General features: G+C 52.7%; 22 protein-coding genes. 16 read left to right on the top strand and 6 right to left on the bottom strand.

The features are described 5' to 3' along the window. The first annotated feature begins 71 nt into the window (after positions 1–71). The 5 genes from purQ (at position 72) to NTE_RS08920 (ending at position 5,423) form a co-directional block, all read left to right on the top strand. The gene (gene purQ, locus NTE_RS08940) at positions 72–767 is read left to right on the top strand and encodes a phosphoribosylformylglycinamidine synthase subunit PurQ (protein WP_148700702.1); all 696 of its coding nucleotides are present in this window, start codon (positions 72–74) and stop codon (positions 765–767) included. Further along, complete coding sequence (purL, locus tag NTE_RS08935; protein WP_226986935.1) at positions 760–2,961, top strand: phosphoribosylformylglycinamidine synthase subunit PurL; 2,202 nt, start codon at positions 760–762, stop codon at positions 2,959–2,961. Before purQ ends, purL begins: the two co-directional genes overlap by 8 nt. A 105-nt stretch (positions 2,962–3,066) precedes the next feature. After that, positions 3,067–4,503 (top strand): amidophosphoribosyltransferase, encoded by a 1,437-nt coding sequence (gene purF / locus NTE_RS08930; protein ID WP_148700701.1) that lies wholly within the window; start codon positions 3,067–3,069, stop codon positions 4,501–4,503. Between the two features lie 45 nt (positions 4,504–4,548). Beyond that, positions 4,549–4,920 (top strand): hypothetical protein, encoded by a 372-nt coding sequence (locus tag NTE_RS08925; RefSeq protein ID WP_148700700.1) that lies wholly within the window; start codon positions 4,549–4,551, stop codon positions 4,918–4,920. Between the two features lie 53 nt (positions 4,921–4,973). Next, complete coding sequence (locus NTE_RS08920; protein ID WP_148700699.1) at positions 4,974–5,423, top strand: hypothetical protein; 450 nt, start codon at positions 4,974–4,976, stop codon at positions 5,421–5,423. A gap of 84 nt (positions 5,424–5,507) precedes the next feature. Here the strand turns inward: NTE_RS08920 and NTE_RS08915 are convergent, their stop codons facing one another. Beyond that, on the bottom strand, positions 5,508–6,353 hold the full coding sequence (locus tag NTE_RS08915; protein ID WP_226986934.1) for a hypothetical protein: 846 nt from the start codon (positions 6,351–6,353) through the stop codon (positions 5,508–5,510). Between the two features lie 655 nt (positions 6,354–7,008). Between NTE_RS08915 and NTE_RS08910 the strand changes: the two genes are divergently transcribed. Continuing rightward, on the top strand, positions 7,009–7,428 hold the full coding sequence (locus NTE_RS08910) for a CoA-binding protein (protein WP_148700697.1): 420 nt from the start codon (positions 7,009–7,011) through the stop codon (positions 7,426–7,428). Between the two features lie 128 nt (positions 7,429–7,556). Here the strand turns inward: NTE_RS08910 and NTE_RS08905 are convergent, their stop codons facing one another. Further along, positions 7,557–7,784, bottom strand: a complete 228-nt coding sequence (locus tag NTE_RS08905; RefSeq protein ID WP_148700696.1) for a hypothetical protein — start codon at positions 7,782–7,784, stop codon at positions 7,557–7,559. 555 nt (positions 7,785–8,339) lie between these two features. On the opposite strand from NTE_RS08905, the gene NTE_RS17135 reads away from it, so the two are divergent. The 6 genes from NTE_RS17135 (at position 8,340) to NTE_RS08880 (ending at position 12,451) form a co-directional block, all read left to right on the top strand. Further along, positions 8,340–8,729 carry a hypothetical protein gene (locus NTE_RS17135; RefSeq protein ID WP_226986933.1) on the top strand — a complete coding sequence of 130 codons (390 nt, stop codon included), beginning with the start codon at positions 8,340–8,342 and terminating at the stop codon, positions 8,727–8,729. Positions 8,730–8,766: 37 nt separating this feature from the next. After that, the gene (locus NTE_RS16585; protein WP_158385313.1) at positions 8,767–8,919 is read left to right on the top strand and encodes a hypothetical protein; all 153 of its coding nucleotides are present in this window, start codon (positions 8,767–8,769) and stop codon (positions 8,917–8,919) included. A 105-nt stretch (positions 8,920–9,024) separates the two neighbouring features. Next, positions 9,025–9,684 carry a hypothetical protein gene (locus NTE_RS08895; RefSeq protein ID WP_148700695.1) on the top strand — a complete coding sequence of 220 codons (660 nt, stop codon included), beginning with the start codon at positions 9,025–9,027 and terminating at the stop codon, positions 9,682–9,684. A gap of 266 nt (positions 9,685–9,950) precedes the next feature. Continuing rightward, positions 9,951–11,162: a redox-regulated ATPase YchF gene (locus tag NTE_RS08890; RefSeq protein WP_148700694.1), complete on the top strand. Its 1,212-nt coding sequence runs from the start codon at positions 9,951–9,953 to the stop codon at positions 11,160–11,162. Next, the gene (locus NTE_RS08885) at positions 11,159–11,395 is read left to right on the top strand and encodes a hypothetical protein (protein ID WP_148700693.1); all 237 of its coding nucleotides are present in this window, start codon (positions 11,159–11,161) and stop codon (positions 11,393–11,395) included. Before NTE_RS08890 ends, NTE_RS08885 begins: the two co-directional genes overlap by 4 nt. A gap of 6 nt (positions 11,396–11,401) precedes the next feature. Next, complete coding sequence (locus NTE_RS08880) at positions 11,402–12,451, top strand: biotin--[acetyl-CoA-carboxylase] ligase (RefSeq protein ID WP_148700692.1); 1,050 nt, start codon at positions 11,402–11,404, stop codon at positions 12,449–12,451. Here the strand turns inward: NTE_RS08880 and NTE_RS08875 are convergent. Then, positions 12,438–13,805 carry a glycerate kinase type-2 family protein gene (locus tag NTE_RS08875; RefSeq protein ID WP_148700691.1) on the bottom strand — a complete coding sequence of 456 codons (1,368 nt, stop codon included), beginning with the start codon at positions 13,803–13,805 and terminating at the stop codon, positions 12,438–12,440. The genes NTE_RS08880 and NTE_RS08875 overlap by 14 nt on opposite strands. A gap of 136 nt (positions 13,806–13,941) precedes the next feature. Here NTE_RS08875 and NTE_RS08870 point away from each other — a divergent pair, with 136 nt between their 5' ends. Continuing rightward, positions 13,942–14,511 (top strand): hypothetical protein, encoded by a 570-nt coding sequence (locus tag NTE_RS08870; protein ID WP_226986932.1) that lies wholly within the window; start codon positions 13,942–13,944, stop codon positions 14,509–14,511. A gap of 12 nt (positions 14,512–14,523) precedes the next feature. On the opposite strand, the gene NTE_RS08865 is transcribed toward NTE_RS08870, so the two are convergent. After that, the gene (locus NTE_RS08865; protein WP_148700690.1) at positions 14,524–14,745 is read right to left on the bottom strand and encodes a hypothetical protein; all 222 of its coding nucleotides are present in this window, start codon (positions 14,743–14,745) and stop codon (positions 14,524–14,526) included. A gap of 72 nt (positions 14,746–14,817) precedes the next feature. Further along, positions 14,818–16,023 carry a mannosyl-3-phosphoglycerate synthase gene (gene mpgS / locus NTE_RS08860; RefSeq protein WP_148700689.1) on the bottom strand — a complete coding sequence of 402 codons (1,206 nt, stop codon included), beginning with the start codon at positions 16,021–16,023 and terminating at the stop codon, positions 14,818–14,820. Positions 16,024–16,130: 107 nt separating this feature from the next. On the opposite strand from mpgS, the gene NTE_RS08855 reads away from it, so the two are divergent. The 3 genes from NTE_RS08855 to NTE_RS08845 are packed head-to-tail and all read left to right on the top strand — an operon-like array spanning position 16,131 to position 20,537. After that, entirely contained in the window at positions 16,131–18,752 is a 2,622-nt protein-coding gene (locus tag NTE_RS08855; protein WP_148700688.1) for an amylo-alpha-1,6-glucosidase, read from the top strand. A gap of 57 nt (positions 18,753–18,809) precedes the next feature. Beyond that, positions 18,810–20,084, top strand: a complete 1,275-nt coding sequence (locus NTE_RS08850) for a cation:proton antiporter (protein WP_148700687.1) — start codon at positions 18,810–18,812, stop codon at positions 20,082–20,084. A gap of 51 nt (positions 20,085–20,135) precedes the next feature. Beyond that, positions 20,136–20,537: a DUF2203 domain-containing protein gene (locus tag NTE_RS08845; RefSeq protein ID WP_148700686.1), complete on the top strand. Its 402-nt coding sequence runs from the start codon at positions 20,136–20,138 to the stop codon at positions 20,535–20,537. A 136-nt stretch (positions 20,538–20,673) separates the two neighbouring features. On the opposite strand, the gene NTE_RS08840 is transcribed toward NTE_RS08845, so the two are convergent. Further along, a complete protein-coding gene (locus NTE_RS08840; protein WP_075053954.1) occupies positions 20,674–20,913 on the bottom strand; it encodes an Lrp/AsnC ligand binding domain-containing protein in 240 nt (79 codons plus the stop codon). Positions 20,914–20,938: the final 25 nt, after the last annotated feature.

The raw sequence follows: 20,938 nt of genomic DNA, 5'->3' as shown, positions 1-20,938 counted from the left end.
AGTCTCTTTTCCGGAACTCCCCTCAAGATATTAATACGAGCACCGACGATTCTTTTTTAAAGAATAAAAGAATGAAGATCGGCATTGCCGTTTTCCCCGGTAGCAACTGCGACCGCGACGTCCACCACGTCCTGAACAAGGTTGTCGGGATTCAGGCCGACTTTATCTGGCACACAAAGGACCGCATATCCGGCTATGACGCCATGGTCATTCCCGGCGGCTTTGCGTTTGGCGACCGGCTGCGCGCCGGGATCATCGCCGCGCACAGCCCAATCGTGCAGGAGGTAAAGAGGATGGCAAAGGACGGTATGCCCGTGCTTGGGATATGCAACGGCTTTCAGATACTCGTTGAATCTGGGCTGCTGCCGGGCGCGCTAATGATGAACGACTCTCTCCGTTTTGTCTGCCGGTGGACAAAGGTCAAGGTGGAAAACAACAGGACGCCTTTTACCGGCCAGTTTGCAAAAAGGCAGGTGTTTGACATACCGGTCGCGCACGGCGAGGGGCGCTACGTGGCCGACTCGGCAATCCTAAAAGAGCTGAGGAAAAAGAACCAGGTTGTCTTGCAGTATTCAAACGACGACCCCAACGGCTCGACTGACCTGATAGCAGCAATATGCAACGAGCAGGGAAACGTCATGGGCATGATGCCCCACCCAGAGCGGGCAAGCGAAAGCCTGCTTTCTGCCACGGGCGCAAACGACGCGATCACGGTTTTCCGGTCGCTTGCCAGCTATCTTGAAAAAGAGCAAAAGGCGGTTGCGTGAGAGAGAAGGCATGGGCGTCCTGACAGAACAAGAACTGGCCTATCTTGAGGGCAAGCTAAAGAGAAAGGCAAACGAAGTCGAGCAGGACATTGTCGGAGCCGAGTGGTCGGAGCATTGCTCGTACAAGTCGTCCAAGAAATTCCTCCGCCTTCTCCCGACTAGGGGCAAGCGCGTCCTTGTCGGCCCCGGCTATGACGCCGGCGTGCTTGACGTCGGCGATGGCTATGTTCTCACGGTGCACATTGAAAGCCACAACCACCCGTCGGCAGTAGAGCCCTTTGGAGGCGCCGCAACAGGAGTCGGAGGGGTTATCCGCGACATCATGTCGATGGGCACGCGCCCGATAGCGGTGCTCGACGCTCTGCGCTTTGCGCCAATCGACTGCAGCAATGGCAAAAAGTCGGCAACAACGGCAAAATCAAAGTGGCTTTTCAAAAACGTGGTCAAGGGCATTGCAGACTATGGCAACTGCATCGGCATCCCGACGGTCGGAGGCGAAATAGAGTTTGACCAGTCGTTTGAGGATTACTGTCTTGTCGACGTCGCGTCGATAGGCCACGGCAAAAAAGAAGACGTCATTTCAAACCGCGCCGAAGTCGGCGATTACATCGTCCTTGCAGGGGGCTCCACCGGCAGGGACGGGATACACGGCGCGTCGTTTGCGTCACGCGCCTTGGAGGCTGAGAACCGCTCGGCGGTGCAGATACCAGACCCGTTCCTTGAAAAACTGCTGCTGGAGGCGACGATGGAGGCGGTGCAGCAGGGGTGCGTCAAGGCGATAAAGGACCTTGGCGGAGGCGGGCTTTCGTGCTGCCTGTCGGAAACATCTGACAACCTTGGCCGGGGCTTTAAGGTCGAGCTGTCAAAGGTCAACGCAAGGGAAGTCGGAATGACGCCGGCAGAACTGATGATATCCGAGTCGCAGGAGCGTATGCTATACGTCACCGACGCGCAAAAACTGCCAAAATTGCAGTCAATACTTGACAAGTACGAGATCCGGTATTCTGTACTTGGCAAGGCAGAGGGGCACCAGGACCTTGTAATCACGTACAACGATTCCGTGGTCGCAAACATGCCCTCAAGCCTTGTCGCGCACGCGCCGCCTGCAGACAGGGCGGCAAGCAGACCGGCGTACCTGGACCGGCTGAAAAAGGTGCGGACCCCAAAAATGCCTGCAAACTTGGGTAAGACGCTGCTTGCGCTCCTCTCAAACCCGACAATAGCAAGCAAGAGGTGGGTCTACCAGCAATACGATCATGAGGTGGGCGTGCGCACCGTAGCCAAGCCGGGCGCGGCCGACGCGGCCGTCATGCGCCTTGACAACGGAAAGTTTGCCGCAGTAAAGCTGGACGGCAACTCAAAGCACTGCTACCTTGACCCGTACCAGGGGACGCTTGGCTGCCTGTCAGAAGGGTGCCGAAACGTCATCTGCACCGGCGCCGAGCCTGCAGGCGTGGTCGACCATTTGCAGTTTGGAAGCCCGGAAGACCCAGAGATATTCTGGACATTTTCGCAGGCGGTAAGCGCCATCGTCGACTATTGCAACTTTATGGAGATTCCGGTGGTCGGAGGCAAGGTCAGCTTTTACAACGAGACTGCCAAGGGCCCGATCAAGCCGTCGCCTGTCATGGGCACGCTTGGCCTCATCGACGATGAAAAATGGATAACCAAGTCTGCGCTTGGCACAGGCCAGTCGATATTTGTGGTTGGCCAGACGCGCCCGGAGATGGGTGGCTCGGAATACTATGAATACGTGCACGGGATAACAGGAGGCCAGCTTCCGACAGTCGACCTTGCGACCGACAGGACAAACGGCTCTGCCGTGCTAAAGCTGATAAGAAGCGGCCTTGCGTCGTGCGCCCACGACTGCAGCAAGGGAGGCATTGCGGTGGCACTTGCCGAGATGGCAGTTGCAGGAAACACTGGATTTCGTGTGCAGCTGGATTCTGTCCCAAGCACCTGCACAAGGCTTGACGACCTGCTGTTCTCAGAGTCGCACTCGCGCTACCTTGTCGGGACGACCAAGCCGGAGCAAGTTGCCAGGCTGCTGCAGTCAGAGGGGGTCAAGTTTGCCCAGATTGGCAAGTCTGTACGCGGCAAGGCAGAGTTTGTGCAGGGCAAGAGGGCCAAGATATCGTTACCATTATCAAAACTGCAAGGCGCCTTTGACTCGCTTGGAAAGATAATGGGATGATGAGGAGAGAAAGCAAGATACGTTTTTTAACGCATGGCGTTTATCTACTGCCGGTCATGGGCATGACTTGCTCGGCCGCTTGTGCTTGGGGGATAAAAAACAACATTGGTACATGAAAACTGCGGCGTAGTAGGCATCTTTTCGCTTGCCGGACACAACGTCATACCGTTTGCCGTCGACATGCTGCGCGCGCTCCAGCACCGCGGCCAGGAGGCGTGGGGCATTGCCATTCCAAACAAGCCTCCGTTCAAGAGGCTTGGCCTTGTATCGCAGGCCGCGCCTGATTTCCAGACGATTGTGCGCAAGTACAAGTCAAGCGCAGCCATCGGCCACGTGCGCTATTCCACTTTTGGCAAGAGCAATCTGGAAAACGCCCAGCCCCTCAAGGTCAAGGACCTGTGCATAGCCCACAACGGCACGATTGCAAACGTGGAGCAGCTTTCAGGCATGGTGGGCGGCTGCACGTTCACGCCGCAGACCATGAGCGACACGCTTGTAGCGGCCCAGCGCCTTGTGATGCACATTGCCGAAAAAGACGACATGGCGTCTGCGATGTCCATCCTGAAAAGCGAGATGGTCGGCTCGTTCTGCTTTACTTTTCTCACCGACGAAGGTTCAGTGTATGCGGCGCGGGACACGCGGGGGTTCCGCCCGCTTGTCCTTGGCTTCCACAAGGAAACCAGCACCTACATGGTGGCGTCAGAATCGTGCGCCCTTGCCGCAGTCGGGGCGCAGCTTGTCCGCGACGTCGAGCCCGGGGAACTGGTCAAGATGGGCAAGGCGGGGGTCGAGTCGCAGCAGTTTGCGACTGAAAAGCCGCACGCCCACTGCGCGTTTGAATACACGTACTTTGCGCACCCGTCAAGCATCATGGAGGGGATAAACGTCTATTCGGCAAGAAAAAAGATAGGCCAGTTCCTTGCCAAGAAATTCCCGATACAGGATGCCGACGTAGTCGTGCCAGTGCCTGATTCTGCAAGGCCCGCGGCGCTTGGCTACGCGCTTGAATCCTGCCTGCCGTTTGAGGAGGGCCTGCTGAAGGACAGGTACAGCAAGAAGGGCTCGATGCGCAGTTTCATCGAGCCATACCAGACGGACAGGGTCGAGATAAACAAGGGCATAATCCCGATACGGGAGGTCATCGAGGGCAAGCACGTCGTGGTGGTGGACGACAGCATCGTGCGGGGGACCAGCTCTGCGTCAATAATAAGCACGCTTCGTTCTGCCGGCGCAAGGAGGATAAGCCTCGTAGTCACGTACCCGCCCATACGCTACCCATGCTACGCCGGCATCGACTTTCCGTCGCAGGAGGAACTAATCGCGTACCAGCACGGAGCAGAAGAGCAGGCAAACGAAAAGGTGGCAGGCAAGGTCGCAAGGGTGATTGGCGCAGATTATGTCGCGTACAACGACACTTCAAACCTTGCAAGTGCAATTGGAATGCCGGAAGAAGAGCTGTGCTTTACGTGCTCGACCGGCAACTATGCGCCTCTTGGGATAAAGCCGGTGTTCAAGACCCGTGCCCAGATAAAGGGCGAATAATGACGACGCTCTTAAATATTGAAAAGCGCAGATAATCTGTTGTAGATGCGGATCGCTTTTGTAGTCGCGATTGCAGGCGGCATCATAGTCGCCGCGGTGGTCGCCATGTACGCATCGCAGCTGCCCACACAGGACTATTCGCTGAGCGTTGACGCGCTAAAGGACGAGCAGTCGATTTTCACAAACGCCCGCGTGGTCCTTTCAAACACGGGCAGGATGCCCCTTACAAACGTCATGGTAAACTATGGCGGCAACTCGACGGAATTTGTCGGCACGATGGCGCCGGGACACAAGACGACGGTGTCGCCGCCGGAAGGAACGCAACTGACTTTTGTGACGGTGACTGCGGATCATGACATCAAAATAGTGCAGGCGTACCGCGCGCCGATAAAGTTGCCGGGAATGATAGGCTCCTAAATACCACTACCAATCCGAGTCTTTTCAAAATCCGATTGTGCGGTAATTCTTCATTGGCCGGAAAATTATCCAAAAAACAACCAATCGATGATAAGGCAACTGCTAGCACTTGCTGCAGCTTCTCTCAACCAATTAAGGATACACTGAATCGCGATCAATGGGAGCCTGCCATAGTAGCGTCTAAAGTAAGAAATGTTATACACATTACAGCCTATGATAGAAGAAACGATGCCAATAACATACTGTACAGACCCTACGACTATTACTGCTACAACGATAGTTTTGTAAGCCGCTCGTCACAAGAAGGATGGTTCAACCAGCAGATAAGCTCCGTAGACAGTGCAAATAAACAAACATCCGGAAACACGTGGTTTCTCGATGACTACCACGGCATAGCAACTTCCACTGTTAGAGAAGCATACACTGTCTGGACAGATAGTAGGAATATTAATGGAACAAACGCCGCAAACTTCGATATATATTCAGATAGGACAAAGTCTTAAGGAGGAAGAGGGGAAGGGAAAAACGCCCTTTTCTTCTTTTCCCCGTGAAGATACTCTGACTATCATCAAATGTTTAATCTATGTTCAAACGGGACAACCAGTCACGGTATAAATCTTGTAGAATGTCGCAGTATTGTCATTATCATTTATCTTTAAGAGCCTCAGGTTAACCCACGAATCCCCACAGCCAGCAGTGATATTCTCACCGACATGCAATGTCGCGTTCTCAGTAATGATCCTGACTATGTTAAACCCAAACACTTTAAGCGCCACATGGTCGGGGTATATCTTTTCAATTTGTACAGGGCCATTGGGGACACAACAATATTCTCCCTCGCTTAGTGTAATCACAGTGTTATTTGTAAGGAACTGATGATAGATCTTGTCTGAGAAATGCTCTCCCGTTATAGGAACAGCTTGGTAGACAGCAGTAAGAGTAGTATTATTACTGCCCGCAAGTGTGTTTAACGTGGTAGTGGAACCCGAACCATTACCTTTAGCATCATCATCAATAACTTCATCATTCTTGCCTATTCCAAGCCAATGGTCAAACATGTAGTACGTACCATTGTAAATCCAGTGATCTGGTACGGTGATGTCGTAACGGTGATTGTCCTTTAGAAGGAATGTCTTTGGAGTGAGAGGGTGGTTGTTGTTGCTATTATTGTTGGATAACACGGAGGATTCGTTATCAACAGTATCACTATTCCTATTCTGTGGCTCACTATTTTCAGATGACTTTTCACTTATATCCGCCACAGTTACATTGCCAATTCTGATAGAAGTGCCATTCGTGTCCATTGTGTTAAGGGTCAACAGAGAATATCCGTCAGGCGCATCAGGACTAGGATGATTTAAGAAATGTGTTTTTCCACTAGCTGCTTGTTGATCTAGTACCATTCCATCATTATCTTCAGCGCCAATAGCCATTGCACTATCAGTCCCACTCTGGTACACAAAGGGAGACAAGACGGCGGCCGTCAACACTGCCAGCAAAGCCACTGCCTTTGTGGCTGTGAACACCAGTCTTTTAGATAGTCTGCTAGCGTGCTGGCGCATTGTTCCCGAGATAATATATACAAGTAAGACTCACTTTAGCTTTTCATAGGACATTTCAACAGCGAATGATTAGCTTATCTTGCCGATGCTCATTCTCGGAGCTGGCAAATTATACCATCTACCAAGCTTTACAGTTTACGACAGCATGTCAGGTTTTTGTGCTCAACAAGGGGATACTATTTTTACTCCTTATCTATGAACTCCTTCCTGCTTTGCGCCCGACAGCATAAAGCCGCTCAAAGATGTTAATTACAATATCATAATCGCAAATTCGTCAGATCCATCCGGCAATGAATTATTCAATGCTGCAAAGCAGGCCAACAGCCCCAACAACATGCTGCACAGCGCAACTGGAAACGCCACAGTCAGGTACAGCTTTAAAGACGACAAACAGGCAGCAGACTATTCCAGAATTTCCTCTGGCGCCTGTCGTCCTTGCGTCTAGTCTGGCGGCAGTTGTCGTTGTGGGAATCAGGATCAAGATGTCTTGACTGCGTTTAAATAACATCTGGACGAAAATCACGTTGTGAACACCGACTCGTGCTCTGACGCGGAAATCCGGGAATTCTACAAGCTGAAAAACATCGCGGTAGTGGGCATGTCCAAGGCCGACGGCAAGCCGGCAAACTATGTCCCAAAATACCTGATAGAGCAGGGCTACAACGTGATACCTGTCAACCCGACGGCGCCAGAGATAATGGGCAGAAAATCGTATCCGAACGTTTCAAGCGTTCCAGATCAAATCGACATCGTCGATGTTTTCAGGCCGTCAGACGACGTCCTGCCCGTGGTGATGGATGCCGTGAAAAAGGCCGGCATCAAGGTGGTGTGGATGCAACTTGGAATCTACAACGAGCAGGCAGAAAAACTCGCCAAGGAAAAGGGCATCAAGGTGGTGTACAACCGCTGCATGCTAGAAGAGCACCAGAGGCTTTTTGGCGACTGAAAAATCGATAAAACGTGTGTATATGTGCGTTATAGATTGGAAAAAGAAGGCATATTCGGCGTACAGACCGCCCCTGCATTATTATACGCCGAATATTGTATTTCTGTTTGAAGGTTCTTTCTCTCTTTTTACTTCCTTCTGTACTGGCCAAGCTCCTTGAGCGTGACATCCAAGGCGACTTCTGCGCCGTTAAACCCTTCGACCTTTGACTTTGGGATTACGTACTCGGCGGTTGGCCCTCTTTCAATGGTTATCGTGTCTTCCTCTATCTCGATTACGTTCCCGGCGTCGCCCCTGTCGCTTGTCCTTGCGTTCTTGTGAATTATCGATTCCCAGTTCAGTATTGTGTCAGACACTCTCTAATCCACTACTCTCTATAATGTGATGCGAAATAGTTAAGGACTTGGTAAAATGGTTCCAGTAACTCGGTTATTGCTGATTTATTTGTAATCTGCGTGTGTACGCCGGGCTTTAATTAATTTTGGTAATTTTTAGCCACACGCACACATACACCATCAAGCCCTGCGTGATACTAGGGTGGACATATCCTTCCTACACCAAAACTGGTATAACAGCCAAGCAAACCCGTTGATGCCCAGGATGTCGTTTATCTCTCTCTCTCTCTCTCTTCATCCAGGCTTTTCAATCCATGACTTTTGCTTGAACTTGACGCAATCCTTCTCGTTGACAAGTATTTCTTTTAAGGCTTGACCACGTGTATGTGTACATACTACGAGCCGCATACAACATGATGATGATCTCGCCGGCATCCGGCCAGCCATGCAAACGCGCAATTATGCACGGCCGTGCTCAAATTATGCGTTTATGCACGCTCAAAAGAGCTTGCCTATGCAGGAATGGCTTGCAAGAATAATAAATAACAACATGTTACATGCTAGTCTACACATAAAATGTCAGAGGAGCCAGACCGGAACGTTTCGCAGGTGGCAGAGCGGGTCAAGTCCGCGCTTTCCGACCTCGAAAAGGACGGAATAATGACAAAGATCGGGATTGACCGCGATGCCGGCCTCGTCAAAGTCTATACGGAAAAATCTGACGCGCTGAAAAAGGCGTCTGCCGGCCTTGCCGAGATACTGGAACTTGCCTACACTACGGCCGAGCACCACCCATACTGGGGTATGCTGTACCACGCGGCAGAGATCTCGAAAATACTGCTTGAAAAATGGGACTCGGACCTGTCGCAGGACAACACAAGCGAGATAGGCTGGCGGCTGGACGAGATAAGGATGGCGCTAGAGCGCGCCGGCGACATGCACCCTCATCATCACCAAGATGGCTAGAAACTTTATCCGCATGTTCTGCGTTAATAATGTGAACATGGCGCAAGTCCCTACGACTAACAGTACTGCAAGACAGCGCGTCCAGAAAAGCAGGAACAACCTCTTGTTTGGCGTCCACCTGTTCATGCTGGGAAGCTTTGTGAGCCTTGTTGGCTACCTTGGCATGATGTGCCACCACATGCTGCACTGATTTTGCTGTACCTGAAAACTCTACAGAAAAGAAAAAGACGTCGGATAAATGAGAAGCTAGTTCTAAATGCGTATATCTTTAGGAGACGAGAGATATCTTTGCAAAATGAATCTGACACGCGGACTAGCTGCAAAGAGTCTTCTTTTTGCTGCAGTGCTGTCAGTAACTACATCAGTACTTGCAACAACAGCTTCTGCTGTCATGACAACAACAACATTATCGCTACTGCCGGCTGCTTTCGCACAACAGCAAACTACAACTGGTAATTCTACACTATCAGGAATCATTGCAAGCACGCAGATAAGTAACGCAGGTGCACCCCTGTGGCTTTCGGCAGGTTCCTGGAAACTGGTTACGGATAAGCCGATATTTGGAGGAAACAACCAGACGCAGCCAACTGTAAAAAGCTTCGACGCCACCGTTGACATGGTGCTCCTTTCCAATGGTACAATGTTCCACACTCACCACATCTACAATTTCGTACAATCAGGAGTGCTGTTTCAGGGCAACAATGTCACGGCCATCAACGGCACCATGTCTGTAACTACTGAAAAAGGCACCACAGAAAATGTACCTGGATACCTTCACTTCCAAAACAACATCATGTCAATATGGGTCAACCCCGGCAAGATAGACAACCACTTTGGTCCGACTCCGATTAACGGCATGATATTAAGTCCAGAAAAACTGGAAGAACTTGGCGCTCACTTGCCACAAATACAGCAGAACACTACTGGCAGCGCTCAAAGCAACATGACAAGGTAAAAACCGGGATGCGCATATGCCACATCCCTTCCACATTTTTTATTTTTGTCCATTCATCTCTTTTTTTTCTATCCCAGATCCTTACATTTAACAAGAAAATCAGACATGCACATAGTACTCAAAAAGTATAGAAGCATCGGCCGCTATTACAACCCTATCAGCCCCCAAATGCGGCATTCTACCCGCTTGCAAAACCTTGGCGGAATCTCTTGCCGTGCAAGCGATCCCCAGAAGTATATAAATAATAACAGAGGGGAGGCTAGAGCATGATCAAAATCGGCCTGATCGGCAAGACGAACACCGGCAAGACGACATTCTTCAACTCCGCCACACTTGCGTCAGCCGAGATATCAAACTACCCGTTCACCACAAAGCAGGCAAACATTGGAAACGCGCACGCAATCACCGTATGCGTCCACAAAGAGTTTGGCGTGCAGGACAACCCGAAAAACTCTCGCTGCATAGACGGCTGGCGGTTCATCCCTGTGGAGCTTGTGGACCTGCCGGGGCTCATCAAGGGCGCATGGGAAGGAAAGGGCCTTGGCAACCAGTTCCTGTCCATAGCGGCGCAGTCTGACGCGCTGTTGCACATCGTCGACGCGTCCGGCAGCATCGACGCGTCGGGCAAGATAGCCGAGCCGGGCTCCGGCGACCCTGTGGCAGACGTGGGAGACATCGAGGAGGAGCTTGTGATGTGGTATCTGAAGCTGTTTGAAGCAAACCGCGACAAGATATCGCGAAACGTCGACTCGGGCATCGAGCCGGTTGCGGCAATCACCGAGGTATTCCGCGGCATCGGGGTGAGGGAAGACCACGTGCAGATGGCGCTTGCGCAGAACAACCTTGCAAGCGTCCCGCTGGACGACTTTGGGCCGCAGCAGAGCAAGGACTTTTGCTGGAGCCTCCGGGACATTTCAAAGCCGACGCTCATAGTCGCAAACAAGGTCGACCTGCCGACTGCCACTGACAATTTCCGGCGCCTGCGCGAAGAGTACAAGGACATGATAGTCGTCCCGTCAAGCGCGGACGCCGAGCTTACGCTCAGAAGGGCAGAAAGCCGCGGGCTCATACGCTACATACCCGGCGACGAACGCTTTGAGATAAACGAGCAGACGCCTCTTAACGACAAGCAAAAGTGGGCCCTCAACTTTATACGCAAAGACATCCTGGGCGAGTACATGCGAACCGGCGTCCAGTTTGCGATAAACGTCGCGGTGTTCAAGCTACTAAAGATGAACGCAGTCTACCCTGTCGCAGACGCCAAGAAAATGTCGGACAAGCACGGAAACGTGCTTCCTGACGTCTACTTGATGCGCTCCGGCTCGACGGTAGAAGACCTGGCAAGGGAGATACACAGCGAGCTTGCAAAGGGCCTGCTGTACGCGCTTGACGCCCGCGACGGACTGCACCTGCCAACCAACTACCACCTAAAGGACAGGGACGTGCTTTCGATAGTGTCGGCAAAGAAAAAGAAATGACAACCAAGTCCAAACAAGCGCTATTGCAAGAGATCACAGAGATACTAAAGAAAAACCCAGAGAGGATGTACTCGAGAGAGGAAATCCTGAACCTGCTTTCTAAGATGAAAAGCGATGATGAGATAGACGGGCTCTTGGCCGAGCTTGAAGTTGCAAGCTCGCTAAAAGAGTCCAAGTCAGAAGTCTATGCGACGTGCAGGGGCGGGACGGTCTACTACAAGTGGAACCGGTGACAATATGTGGTTCGCGTCGCGCAAAGTGGTGACAACAGTTACCATCGGCTGCAGGAATTTCTGGAACTGTTAAAAAAATCACAGGATTTTGCATCCGGCCAGTCGCTTGCAAAAAGAGCAGGCATATCAAGGAGCGCCGTGTGGAAGCAGGTGCGCGGGCTGCGCCAGTACGGCTATAAAATCGAGTCGCTGCACGGCAAGGGTTACAGGCTTGCCGGCGGCACGACGCATCCGGTGCCGTGGGAGCTTGCCAAGATTCTAAAAACGTCGTTTGTGGGAAAGGGCAGAATTGTCTACCGTGACAGCGCCGATTCGACGCAGAACATCGCCATTGCGCTTGCAGAAAAGCACGAGGACGTCCACGGCGCGGTAGTGATTGCAGAGCAGCAGGTCAGCGGCCGCGGGCGCATGAAAAGAAAGTGGCTCTCTCCTCGAGGCGGAGTCTGGGTGTCTGTTGTGCTAAAGCCGCCGGTGCCTACCGCCGCAAGCACGATGCTTCCGTTTGTGGCAGCGCTTGCTGTGTGCGATGCAGTACGGCAAGAAACAGGCCTTTTGGCGACCCTAAAGTGGCCAAACGACGTGATGATAAATGGCAAAAAGACTGCCGGCATACTTGTTGACATAAGCGCCGAGGCGGAGACTGTCAACTATGCAGTCATTGGAATCGGGATAAACGCAAACGTCGACACGTCGCGAATAAAAAACACAATTGTTGGCGACAGGAGGGGCAGGCCAGCCATAACTTCATTAAAAGAAGAGCTTGGCCACGATGTCAACCGCCTTGAGCTTGCAAGGCTGCTTTTTGAACATCTGGAGCGGTTTTACGGCATGCTGCTGGAAAGCGGCGGGCCTGAAAAAATAGTTGCAGAGTGGCGCCGGCGCTCTGACATGCTTGGCAAAAAAGTGTCAGTCGCGCAGGCACAGCACGGCAAGGCTTCTTCTTTTGTTGATGGCATTGCGGCTGACATCAACGACGACGGCTCGCTCTTGATAGAGACAGAGTCTGGAACTACTGTAAACGTGGTGTCTGGCGACGTCCACGTCATGAGGTATTGAGCCTCAGTGCTATCGCAATATCGTTCACGTTGGTCCCCGTATAGCCCGTAAAGATCAGGGATTTCATCTTTTTGAGCGCATGATAGCTGTCGTGGCTGCGCAAGTGGTTCTGAACGTTTGCCGGGCCTACTGCAGCAATCCCTGCTGCAGACCTGTCTGAAACTATGGCGCCGGCGGCATCGGAGTTGCCGTCAATCCCGTCGGTCCCGACAAACGCCGCCGTTATGCCTTTTGGATCATTGAGTGAAAGGGCGCAGGCAAGAGCCGCTTCTTGGTTTCTTCCGCCCTTGCCATTATTTGCCGCCGTGTTTCCAAGCCTTACGGTCGTTTCTCCGCCTGCGACTAGTGCAAACGGGCCGGACCTGCCAGATGCGACCCTTGCCACAAACCTGCCAAAGTCCTGGGCTTCTCCGTCAAATTCTGACCCGAGGCTCTCGACTGCAGGTATTTGCCGCAAAGCAAGATACCTCGCAGCGCTTTCGCAGGCGACCTGGTTGTTTCCTACAAGGACGTTTTTGACGCGGCTAAATAGCGGGTCGCCCGGTTTGGGTGTGTCTGCGATCTTGCCGGCTGCTCCCCTTTCAAGGTGCCTTGCGACTCTTGCGTTTCTGATTTTATGCCTCTTGATGATCTCTAGCGCGTCGGAATACGTGGTCGGGTCCGGGAACGTGGGGCCGGACGCAATGACTGCAAGGTCGTCGCCGACCACGTCTGACAGGACAAGCGAAACTACTCTGCACCTTGCGCGCCTTGCAAGCTGGCCTCCCTTGACCGCTGACAGGTGCTTTCTCACTGTGTTTATCTCGAAGATGGACGCGCCAGAGGCAAGCAGATCCTTTGTTACGCGTTGTTTGTCCAAGAGGGATATGCCTTCTGCAGGAAGCGGCAAAAGTGCCGACCCTCCGCCAGATATCAGTACTATTGCAAGGTCATCCTCGTTTGCTTTTTCTAGCACGCCTGTAATCCTTTTTGCTCCTCTTACGCCGCTCTCGTCGGGTACGGGATGCGAAGCGTACGTGATTGAAATGCGGTCGATTGCTGCTGCATGACGCGTTCTTTTTGGAACGTTTATGGCGCCACCTGTGACCCTTCCTTTCAACATCTTGGATAGGGCCGCGGCCATTGGTCCGGCCGCCTTGCCTGCGCCGACAACATAAACGTCCTTGAAATCCCTTATCGTAAAGGACTTTTTGTAAATGTCTGAAAATGTGATCGAGTCCTTGCCTGCCTTGACTGCGCGCTTGACAAGCATGCCCGGCTCGACGCTTTTTATCGCGGCCTCGACAGCGCCAAGTACTATCTTGGCGCCTTTGCCGTGCGCCCTTTCAAGGTCCGCGCGGTTTTTGATAATCAACCGGTGAACAATACGATACTTTTGCTATTTCTTCTTTGTTCTGCTACTGTTGCAAGATGTTGTAAAAAATCTGCTTCCGCACATGTAGATATAGACACTTTTTCTATCAAACAGAAATAGCTGGAAGGCGGGATCTATGATGAGCAGACATATGGTATCTGGAAAATATTTCAACAAGGGCGTAAAGGCACTTGATGCCCCCCACATTGGTCATGTAGTGAGAGAAACAGCTGACAAGATAGTGGTATTTGGAGAAGGCGACGACAGGTACGATATTCCAAAGGACAAGATTCGCTTTGCCGCAGCCAACGTGCTTGTAGACTTGCCGTTCTATGAGGTGGTAAAGAAATACAAGGTGAGCAGAAACGAACCGCTGCCGACTGATCAGGAACACGTCCATGCCACAGACCTGCCTGAACCCATAGACCTTGCAACATACGAAGGCAAGTATCCGCGCTCGCTGTTCAACAAGGGCGTGAGAACGCAAGACGAAGAGCATGTTGGCCACGTGATGAAAGAGACCGACGACAAGGTGGTAATATGGGGACATTACGACTGGCGCTTTGATGTCCCCAAGTCAAAGATAATTGCGGTTGGCAGAAACATCATCCTGGGAATGGACTACAAGGACGTGTTCAAGTACAAGGTTGACAGGGACGCGCCGCTGCCGACAGGCGAGCCCGTAGAAAAGATCGCAGAAGGATAGAAAACCTCATCCTCATCTTTTTATTGTATACAGAGTAAAGTCGCATTCTTCGCAGCTATAGTAGAGGCTGTCAAAGTCCGAGCATAGCACCATCGAGCCGTGGCACCGAGGGCATTCGATGTCCTGCTCCATCAACAGCGCTACGCTTTCTTCTTTGCTTTCATCATTCTCATTCTCTTTTTCTTCTTTTGCTTCCAGCCCTTCAAGCTTGGTTTCTGGCGATGCCGCTACCACAAGGCTGGTATGCCGCCGGCCGCATTTAAGATGTAGGGCACTGCGGGGGGGAGGGAGGGGCCGTCGTTTGTTTTACTTTAGTCCGCCATACCTGAAAAAGGTCTCGACCTTTTCTCTGAGGTTTTTCCCAAACTCCTCTATTGGGATGGCGCTTATCGGCTCGATGACTGGATACTTTTTGCGGTAGTCCGGCTTTTTGTGCGCTTTGACGCCGGACATGTGCGCTATCTGGTCGTCAAGCCCTTCCTTGAGGTCCGGCGGGCATATCTTGCTTCCGGCTATTGTCGCAAGGGCGGCTTCAAGCATCTCGTTGAGGTGCAACTTGCCCTTGTCTTCGTGAAAGTGCGGGTTGCGCGTCTCTATCTGGAATATCTCGACCCCCTTTTCTATGGCGTTTGGATAGTGCGACGGCAAGAGGCCCCCGAACTTTTCAAAAATGTCGACAAACTCGTACGGCTCTATCGAGTAGCCGCTGGAGTAGTGGAGGGATTCTGCAAGCGGCATCGAAAGCGCGTGCTCGCCAGAGTTGCCTGTCTTTATCACCTCTGTCTCAAAGCCCGTGATGCCTGAGAGCATCGAGTTGAGGTTCTTGTTGGTGACTTCTGACACGCGGCCCCACTTTGAGAATTGGAGCGAGTTGTTGCGCACCTTGGGCTTGAAGACCCACGAGACGCGGATGTTGCTGTACGGCGTGCTTGCCATGCCAAAGCCGGCCGCAAATATTTTCACGTATTCGTTGACGGCGCCGGGGACATAGTTGTCGCTGTCTATAAAGCCGACATAGTCCTTTTGGTACATCTTGGCAATCAACATGCCGATAACCATGCCCTCTGCTTTTCCGCTCCTGACGTTTCCGTCGGGCGCAAGAATTGAGTCATAGCCAAGTTTCTTGAAAATGTCGCCAAGCGCAGGATCGCGCTGGTGCATCACTATCATGCGCTTGTCCATGAAACGGCCAAGCTGCCTCACTGTCTCTGCCTCCATGGTGAACCTGTCGACGGGGTTTCTCGGGCTGTTTGATACTATTATCACGAGGCACTCGTTTGGTATGCCGGAGAGGACGCCTTCGAGCAGCTTTAGTTTCTCGTCTTTCACCGGCACCACGATTGCCATGTCGTGGAGTATGTTGGATATCTCGTCATAGTCGAATTTCTTTATCGTCTGGTGGGACGTGAGGAACCCCTTGGACTTGCCCGAGTCAAGCTCGTAGATCCTCTGCACCCCGTGGATGCTTACGGCTCCAAGCCTTTCAGTGTATCTGGGAAAGTCCAGCTTCATGCCATGCAAGCGTATGGTTTGACTGCTTAAAATGGTTATGCAATCCTAACCGATTACGCGAAAAGGTTTCAAATATCCGTGTATGCATCCTTTCAGACCATAACAGCATGACGCGTGCGCTCGACTCTATACATACGTCGCTTTCCTACGTCAAGGGCAGCCTAAAGAACGCTACAGTGGTGGTCGGGGGCGAGGAGCACAAGGCGTTTTCGTTTTCGCTCCTGAACCCGCCGGTGCCGCTTGGCGGAAACGTAGTTTCCCTCGACGTCTTTGTCGACGACATACCAGTGCAGAAAAAGATGGTGTACATAGCGACGCAGGAAAGCATCGTCAACGCCTCTTCGCTTTCAGACAGCAGGCCGATTGCGTTCAAGCCGTTCCAGAGCGCAAGGTTCCTCGTGATAAACGACTCGTGGCTTGGCAGGGGCAAGCACAGGATAACTCTCGTGAGCAAGCTGGAAGGGTTTGAGCTGATAGCCATCCCGTTTACTTTTTCCGACACGGCAGGCCGGCAGAATGAGCGAATAGTGCTCCCGTCGGACCTGTCAGTCGACCTTGTCGCAGTCTCTGACTCGGTCTTTCGCAATTTTTCAACGCCACTTGCGCTTTCTGGCAAGAGGGCATACATCCTCTGCTCGTCAAACGGCTCGCTTTCGGCCCCCTGGGAATGGATGGGAGTCAAGTACGACAACGGCGGGCTGTACGTGCCGCCTGCCCGGGTCTTTGGCAGGATAATAGTCGAGATAAGCATGGACGACGGCGTGAGAAAGCGCCTGCCAAATTTCGTAGTCTGGTCAAGGCATGAAAACGGCGTGCTTACCACCCGGCACGAGCTGGGCGGCATCGAGGTCCAGCGCAAGCTGTTTGTGCCGCCGGAAAGCCGGGGCTTTGTCATTGCGATGGAGATGCGCATGAGCACCGGCGGCCTCTCAAACGGGAGCCGCAAAAAGCGCAAGCTGCGAATCCACTTTATCATCGACGGCAACATCACCAGCTACGGCCTTGCCGCAGTCTCGCAGAGCAACGTCGCCCGCTTTGACACCAAGAACCAGTGCCTGCACATCAGGACCGCGCACCAAAAGGCGGCGCAATACTTTGGCACAATAGGCGTAGCGCCAAAGATGCTTTCGCCGTGCAACATACTCGTCAACTCGTTTGACAACGACACTGAATTGTCGTACGACGTAGAAGTCGGCAACAAAGAACCGGTGCAAGTCGCGCTGGTGGGTGCGGGCAGCTTTACGAGCGCAAGGGGATCGCTTGCAGAGTTTCTGCACATGCGCAACCACTACCAGGAGCTATTGCAGGAAACCGAGCAGTCGTTCCGGGACCATGCGTCTTCAACCGTGGTTTTGAGGCAGTCCGGGTCAACGCCGGGAAACGACATGGCCAGGCTTTTGAGTGCGTACGAGAAGGCCAAGGCGTCGCTGCAATACCTAAAGGGAGAGTACGACGGGCTTGGCGAGGGCATATGCGCCGGCCTGCCCCGCTTTCCAAACTACTGGGCGCGTGACACGGGATGGTCGCTCCGGGGCTACCTTGCAATCGGCGACTACTCTTTTGCCCGGACTACGATTGACAACTTTCTATCGCACCAGGCAAGAAACGTGCCGGGGGTGACAAGGGGCGAGCTTCCCATGATAATAAGCGGCAAGGCCTTTTTACATTCTACTACGTACGGCTCGGCTGATTCGACCTTTCTCTTTCCATGGGCCATCCGCGAATACGCACTTGCCACCGGCGACATTGCGTACCTAAAGAAGCGCTGGAAGCAAATAGTCGACCTCGTCGACTGGGGCCTGCACAAGGACCTTGACAACGACGGCTTTGTCGAGCACGGCTTTTCCGGCATTGCCATGAAGCTTCCAATACAGGACTCGACCTGGATGGACCACATCGACAGGCGCAAAAGCGCAAACGACGTCCAGGCGCTCTTTTACGAGAGTTTGGTGGTAGGAAGCGACCTTGCGCGGCTTGCCGGCGACGCAGAAAGCGAAAAGAGGTGGGCGCACAGGGCTGACGAGCTAAAACGCAAGATAAACGAGGAATACTGGAGGCCGGACGCCGGCTTTTACTTTGACACGATAAGAAAGGACCTGACCAAGGACGCAAGCATACGGCCAAACGCGCTGGTGCTCGTCCTTGCCGGCGTGGCAGAGGAAGAGAGGGCAAGGCTGGTAGTCGAGAGGCTTGAGAAGGACGACATTACCACTCCCTGGGGCGTCAGGACGCTTTCAAATCTTGATTTAAAGTACCAGCCGGCGCTCTACCACGACGGCGCGGTGTGGCCGCTTGTTACCGGGTGGATGGCGCTGGCAGAGCTGCGCCTCGGCCGCAGGGAAGCGGCATACCGCTATGTCAGGATGATGGCTGACAGGATACTTGAGGAAAACGGCATGTTTGCCGAGACGTACCGGGGAGACAGGCCGGAGCCCTTTAACTCGTGCATATTGCAGGCGTGGTCCGCCGGCATGTACGTCAAGGCGTTTCTTGACATGGCCCTTGGCATGAAGATTGACATGGTAAATGACACTGTCAGCATCAACCCTCAAATCCCAGAATCGCTAAAGGCAGGCTGCGGGAAAATGGAATTTTCTGGCCCACTTTTTGTAAAAGGCAGGCAGTCCAAGTTTTCCATGACTCTGGACGTTGAAAACGAGAAACTGTCCGTCGACTTTGGCAATTTGCCTAAAAAGCCGCAGGTGCAAAGCAGTCGCTATGCCCTATAGTAGCATACCAAAGTCCAGAAGGGTTATCTCTCCCTAGTGTGCAGCAGAAAAGACCACATGGCCGCGGAAGAGCTTTTTGTCAGCGTAATAATCATACTCGTGGCGGCGAGGGTGCTTGGCGAGCTGTTCCAGCGCATAAAGCAGCCGCCGCTCATAGGCGAAATCCTTGCCGGCGTGCTGATAGGGCCCTCTGTCCTTGGCATAGTACAGCACGGTCCCAGCCTTGACGTCCTGTCTGATTTGGCAGTGTTTTTCCTCATGCTCCTTGCCGGGCTTGAAATGGACCCAAAGGAGATCCGCCGGGTGGGCAAGTACGCCATCGTGATTTCGCTCATTGCATTTTTCGTGCCGTTTGCGTCCGGGACCCTGGTGGCGCAGGCGTTTGGCCTTGCGCTTTCCCAGTCGCTCTTTATGGGCCTCTTGCTTTCGATAACGGCCGTGCCGGTAAGTGCCATAGTCCTGATGCAGTTTGGCATACTGAGAAGCAAGCTTGGCAACATCGTGATAACCGCCGCTGTCATAAACGACATACTGTCGCTCGTGGTGCTCTCCATCGTCCTCCAGATCGGAGCCGAAGGAAGTGCGGGTCAGGTCGTAATGGACGTCGGAGCCATTGCGTGGTCCGGAGCCAAGATAGCAGCGTTCCTTGCAGGGATATTCCTGTTTGACCTGCTCTTGCGCAGCACCAGCCACTGGCTGCCTGCCCGGGTAGAGCCATATTTCAAAAAGCTGCAGACAAAGGAGGCGGCGTTTGGCATACTCTTGATAACCACAATTGCAGTATCGCTCATCGCGCAAGACATCGGCCTGCACTTTGTCATAGGCACCTTCTTTTCCGGCCTTATCATCTACAAGGAGATAATCGGCAAGCAGAACTTTGACAGGGTCTACAACATCATCTCTGCCATCACGTTTGGGTTCTTTGCGCCCATTTTCTTTGCAATCATTGGCATCGACATGGACCTAAAGTCGCTTGTAAACGCGATACCCCTCTTTTTGGCGCTCCTTGCAGTGGCAGTAGCGGCCAAGATAGGCGGAAGTTACCTTGGCGCAAGGCTTGTGCGGTTTTCAAAGGACACGAGCATTGCAATCGGCTTTCTCATGAACGGGAGGGGCATGGTTGAACTTGTAATAGCCTCAATAGGCTTTGCCGCCGGCATCATCGACATTACGCTGTTCTCGGTAGCAGTCGCCATAGGCTTTGCGACTACGATAATGGCGCCCATCACCGCCAAGCCGTTTGTCGCAAGGGCAAAAGAGAGGGACAAGACCTCGGTTGAAGCGCAGAGCGACGGAGACGGCAGCGGCGGCCAGGCCACGTACGGCATCTAGAAAAAGGTGCGCTAGGCATAAATTAATGCTGGCCGCTCTCAAGGGTGAATAATGTTTACGCTCTATACGCCCCAGACGGCAAACAAGGCACTGCCGGAGGTAAAGCGCATGTTTGCCGGCATTGTCGCGCAGAAAAACCATGTGATGGTGCTCCAGCAGGAACTGCAAATGATAGTCGATTCTGGCAGCGATTTTGAGCGCTTTATGAAAAAGAAGCAAGAGCTAAACACCGCAATTACCAACCTATACAAGGCTATCGAGACGCTAGAGGCGACGGGCGTGATGCTAAAGAGCGTGGACGAGGGGCTGCTTGATTTTCCCTCAAAGCGCTTTGACGAGGAGGTGTGGCTGTGCTGGAAGGCCGGCGAGGACGAAATCAAGTTCTGGCACGGTAAGGACGAAGGGTTCATGGGCCGCAAGCCTCTTGAAACCACCGGCGTAATCGAGCCATAGATCGGGGGTGAGCCTGTAGAACACTCCAATCGGGGGATTGGGAAGAATCGTTGGCAACGTTCTACAGGCAAGAATTGTTTATCGCAGGATGTTTAAAAGAAATGTAGCACGGAGGGGGGAGGGAGGGCAGGTAGCTCTACGTGCCCTGTCCTTCTATTACCATCATGGTGAGGCTTGACTTGATGCCGTGGTGGCCGCGGATCTTGCCGACAGCTTTTTTCAAGTCCTCGTCGTTTGACGCGTTCACTCTGGCGATAATGTCATAGACTCCAAAGACGCCCTTTACTTCCGAGACGCCGGATATTGCCTTCAGTTCCTTGATGACGTTGTCTTCAGAACCAAGTTCGCAATTGATGAGAATGTATGCCTCTGCCATTGGAAATGCATGCAAAACTATCATT

Source organism: Candidatus Nitrososphaera evergladensis SR1, from assembly GCF_000730285.1.
Classification (GTDB): domain Archaea; phylum Thermoproteota; class Nitrososphaeria; order Nitrososphaerales; family Nitrososphaeraceae; genus Nitrososphaera; species Nitrososphaera evergladensis.
Note: the sequence above shows the minus strand (reverse complement) of the source record. Positions and strands in the feature narration are given on the sequence as shown.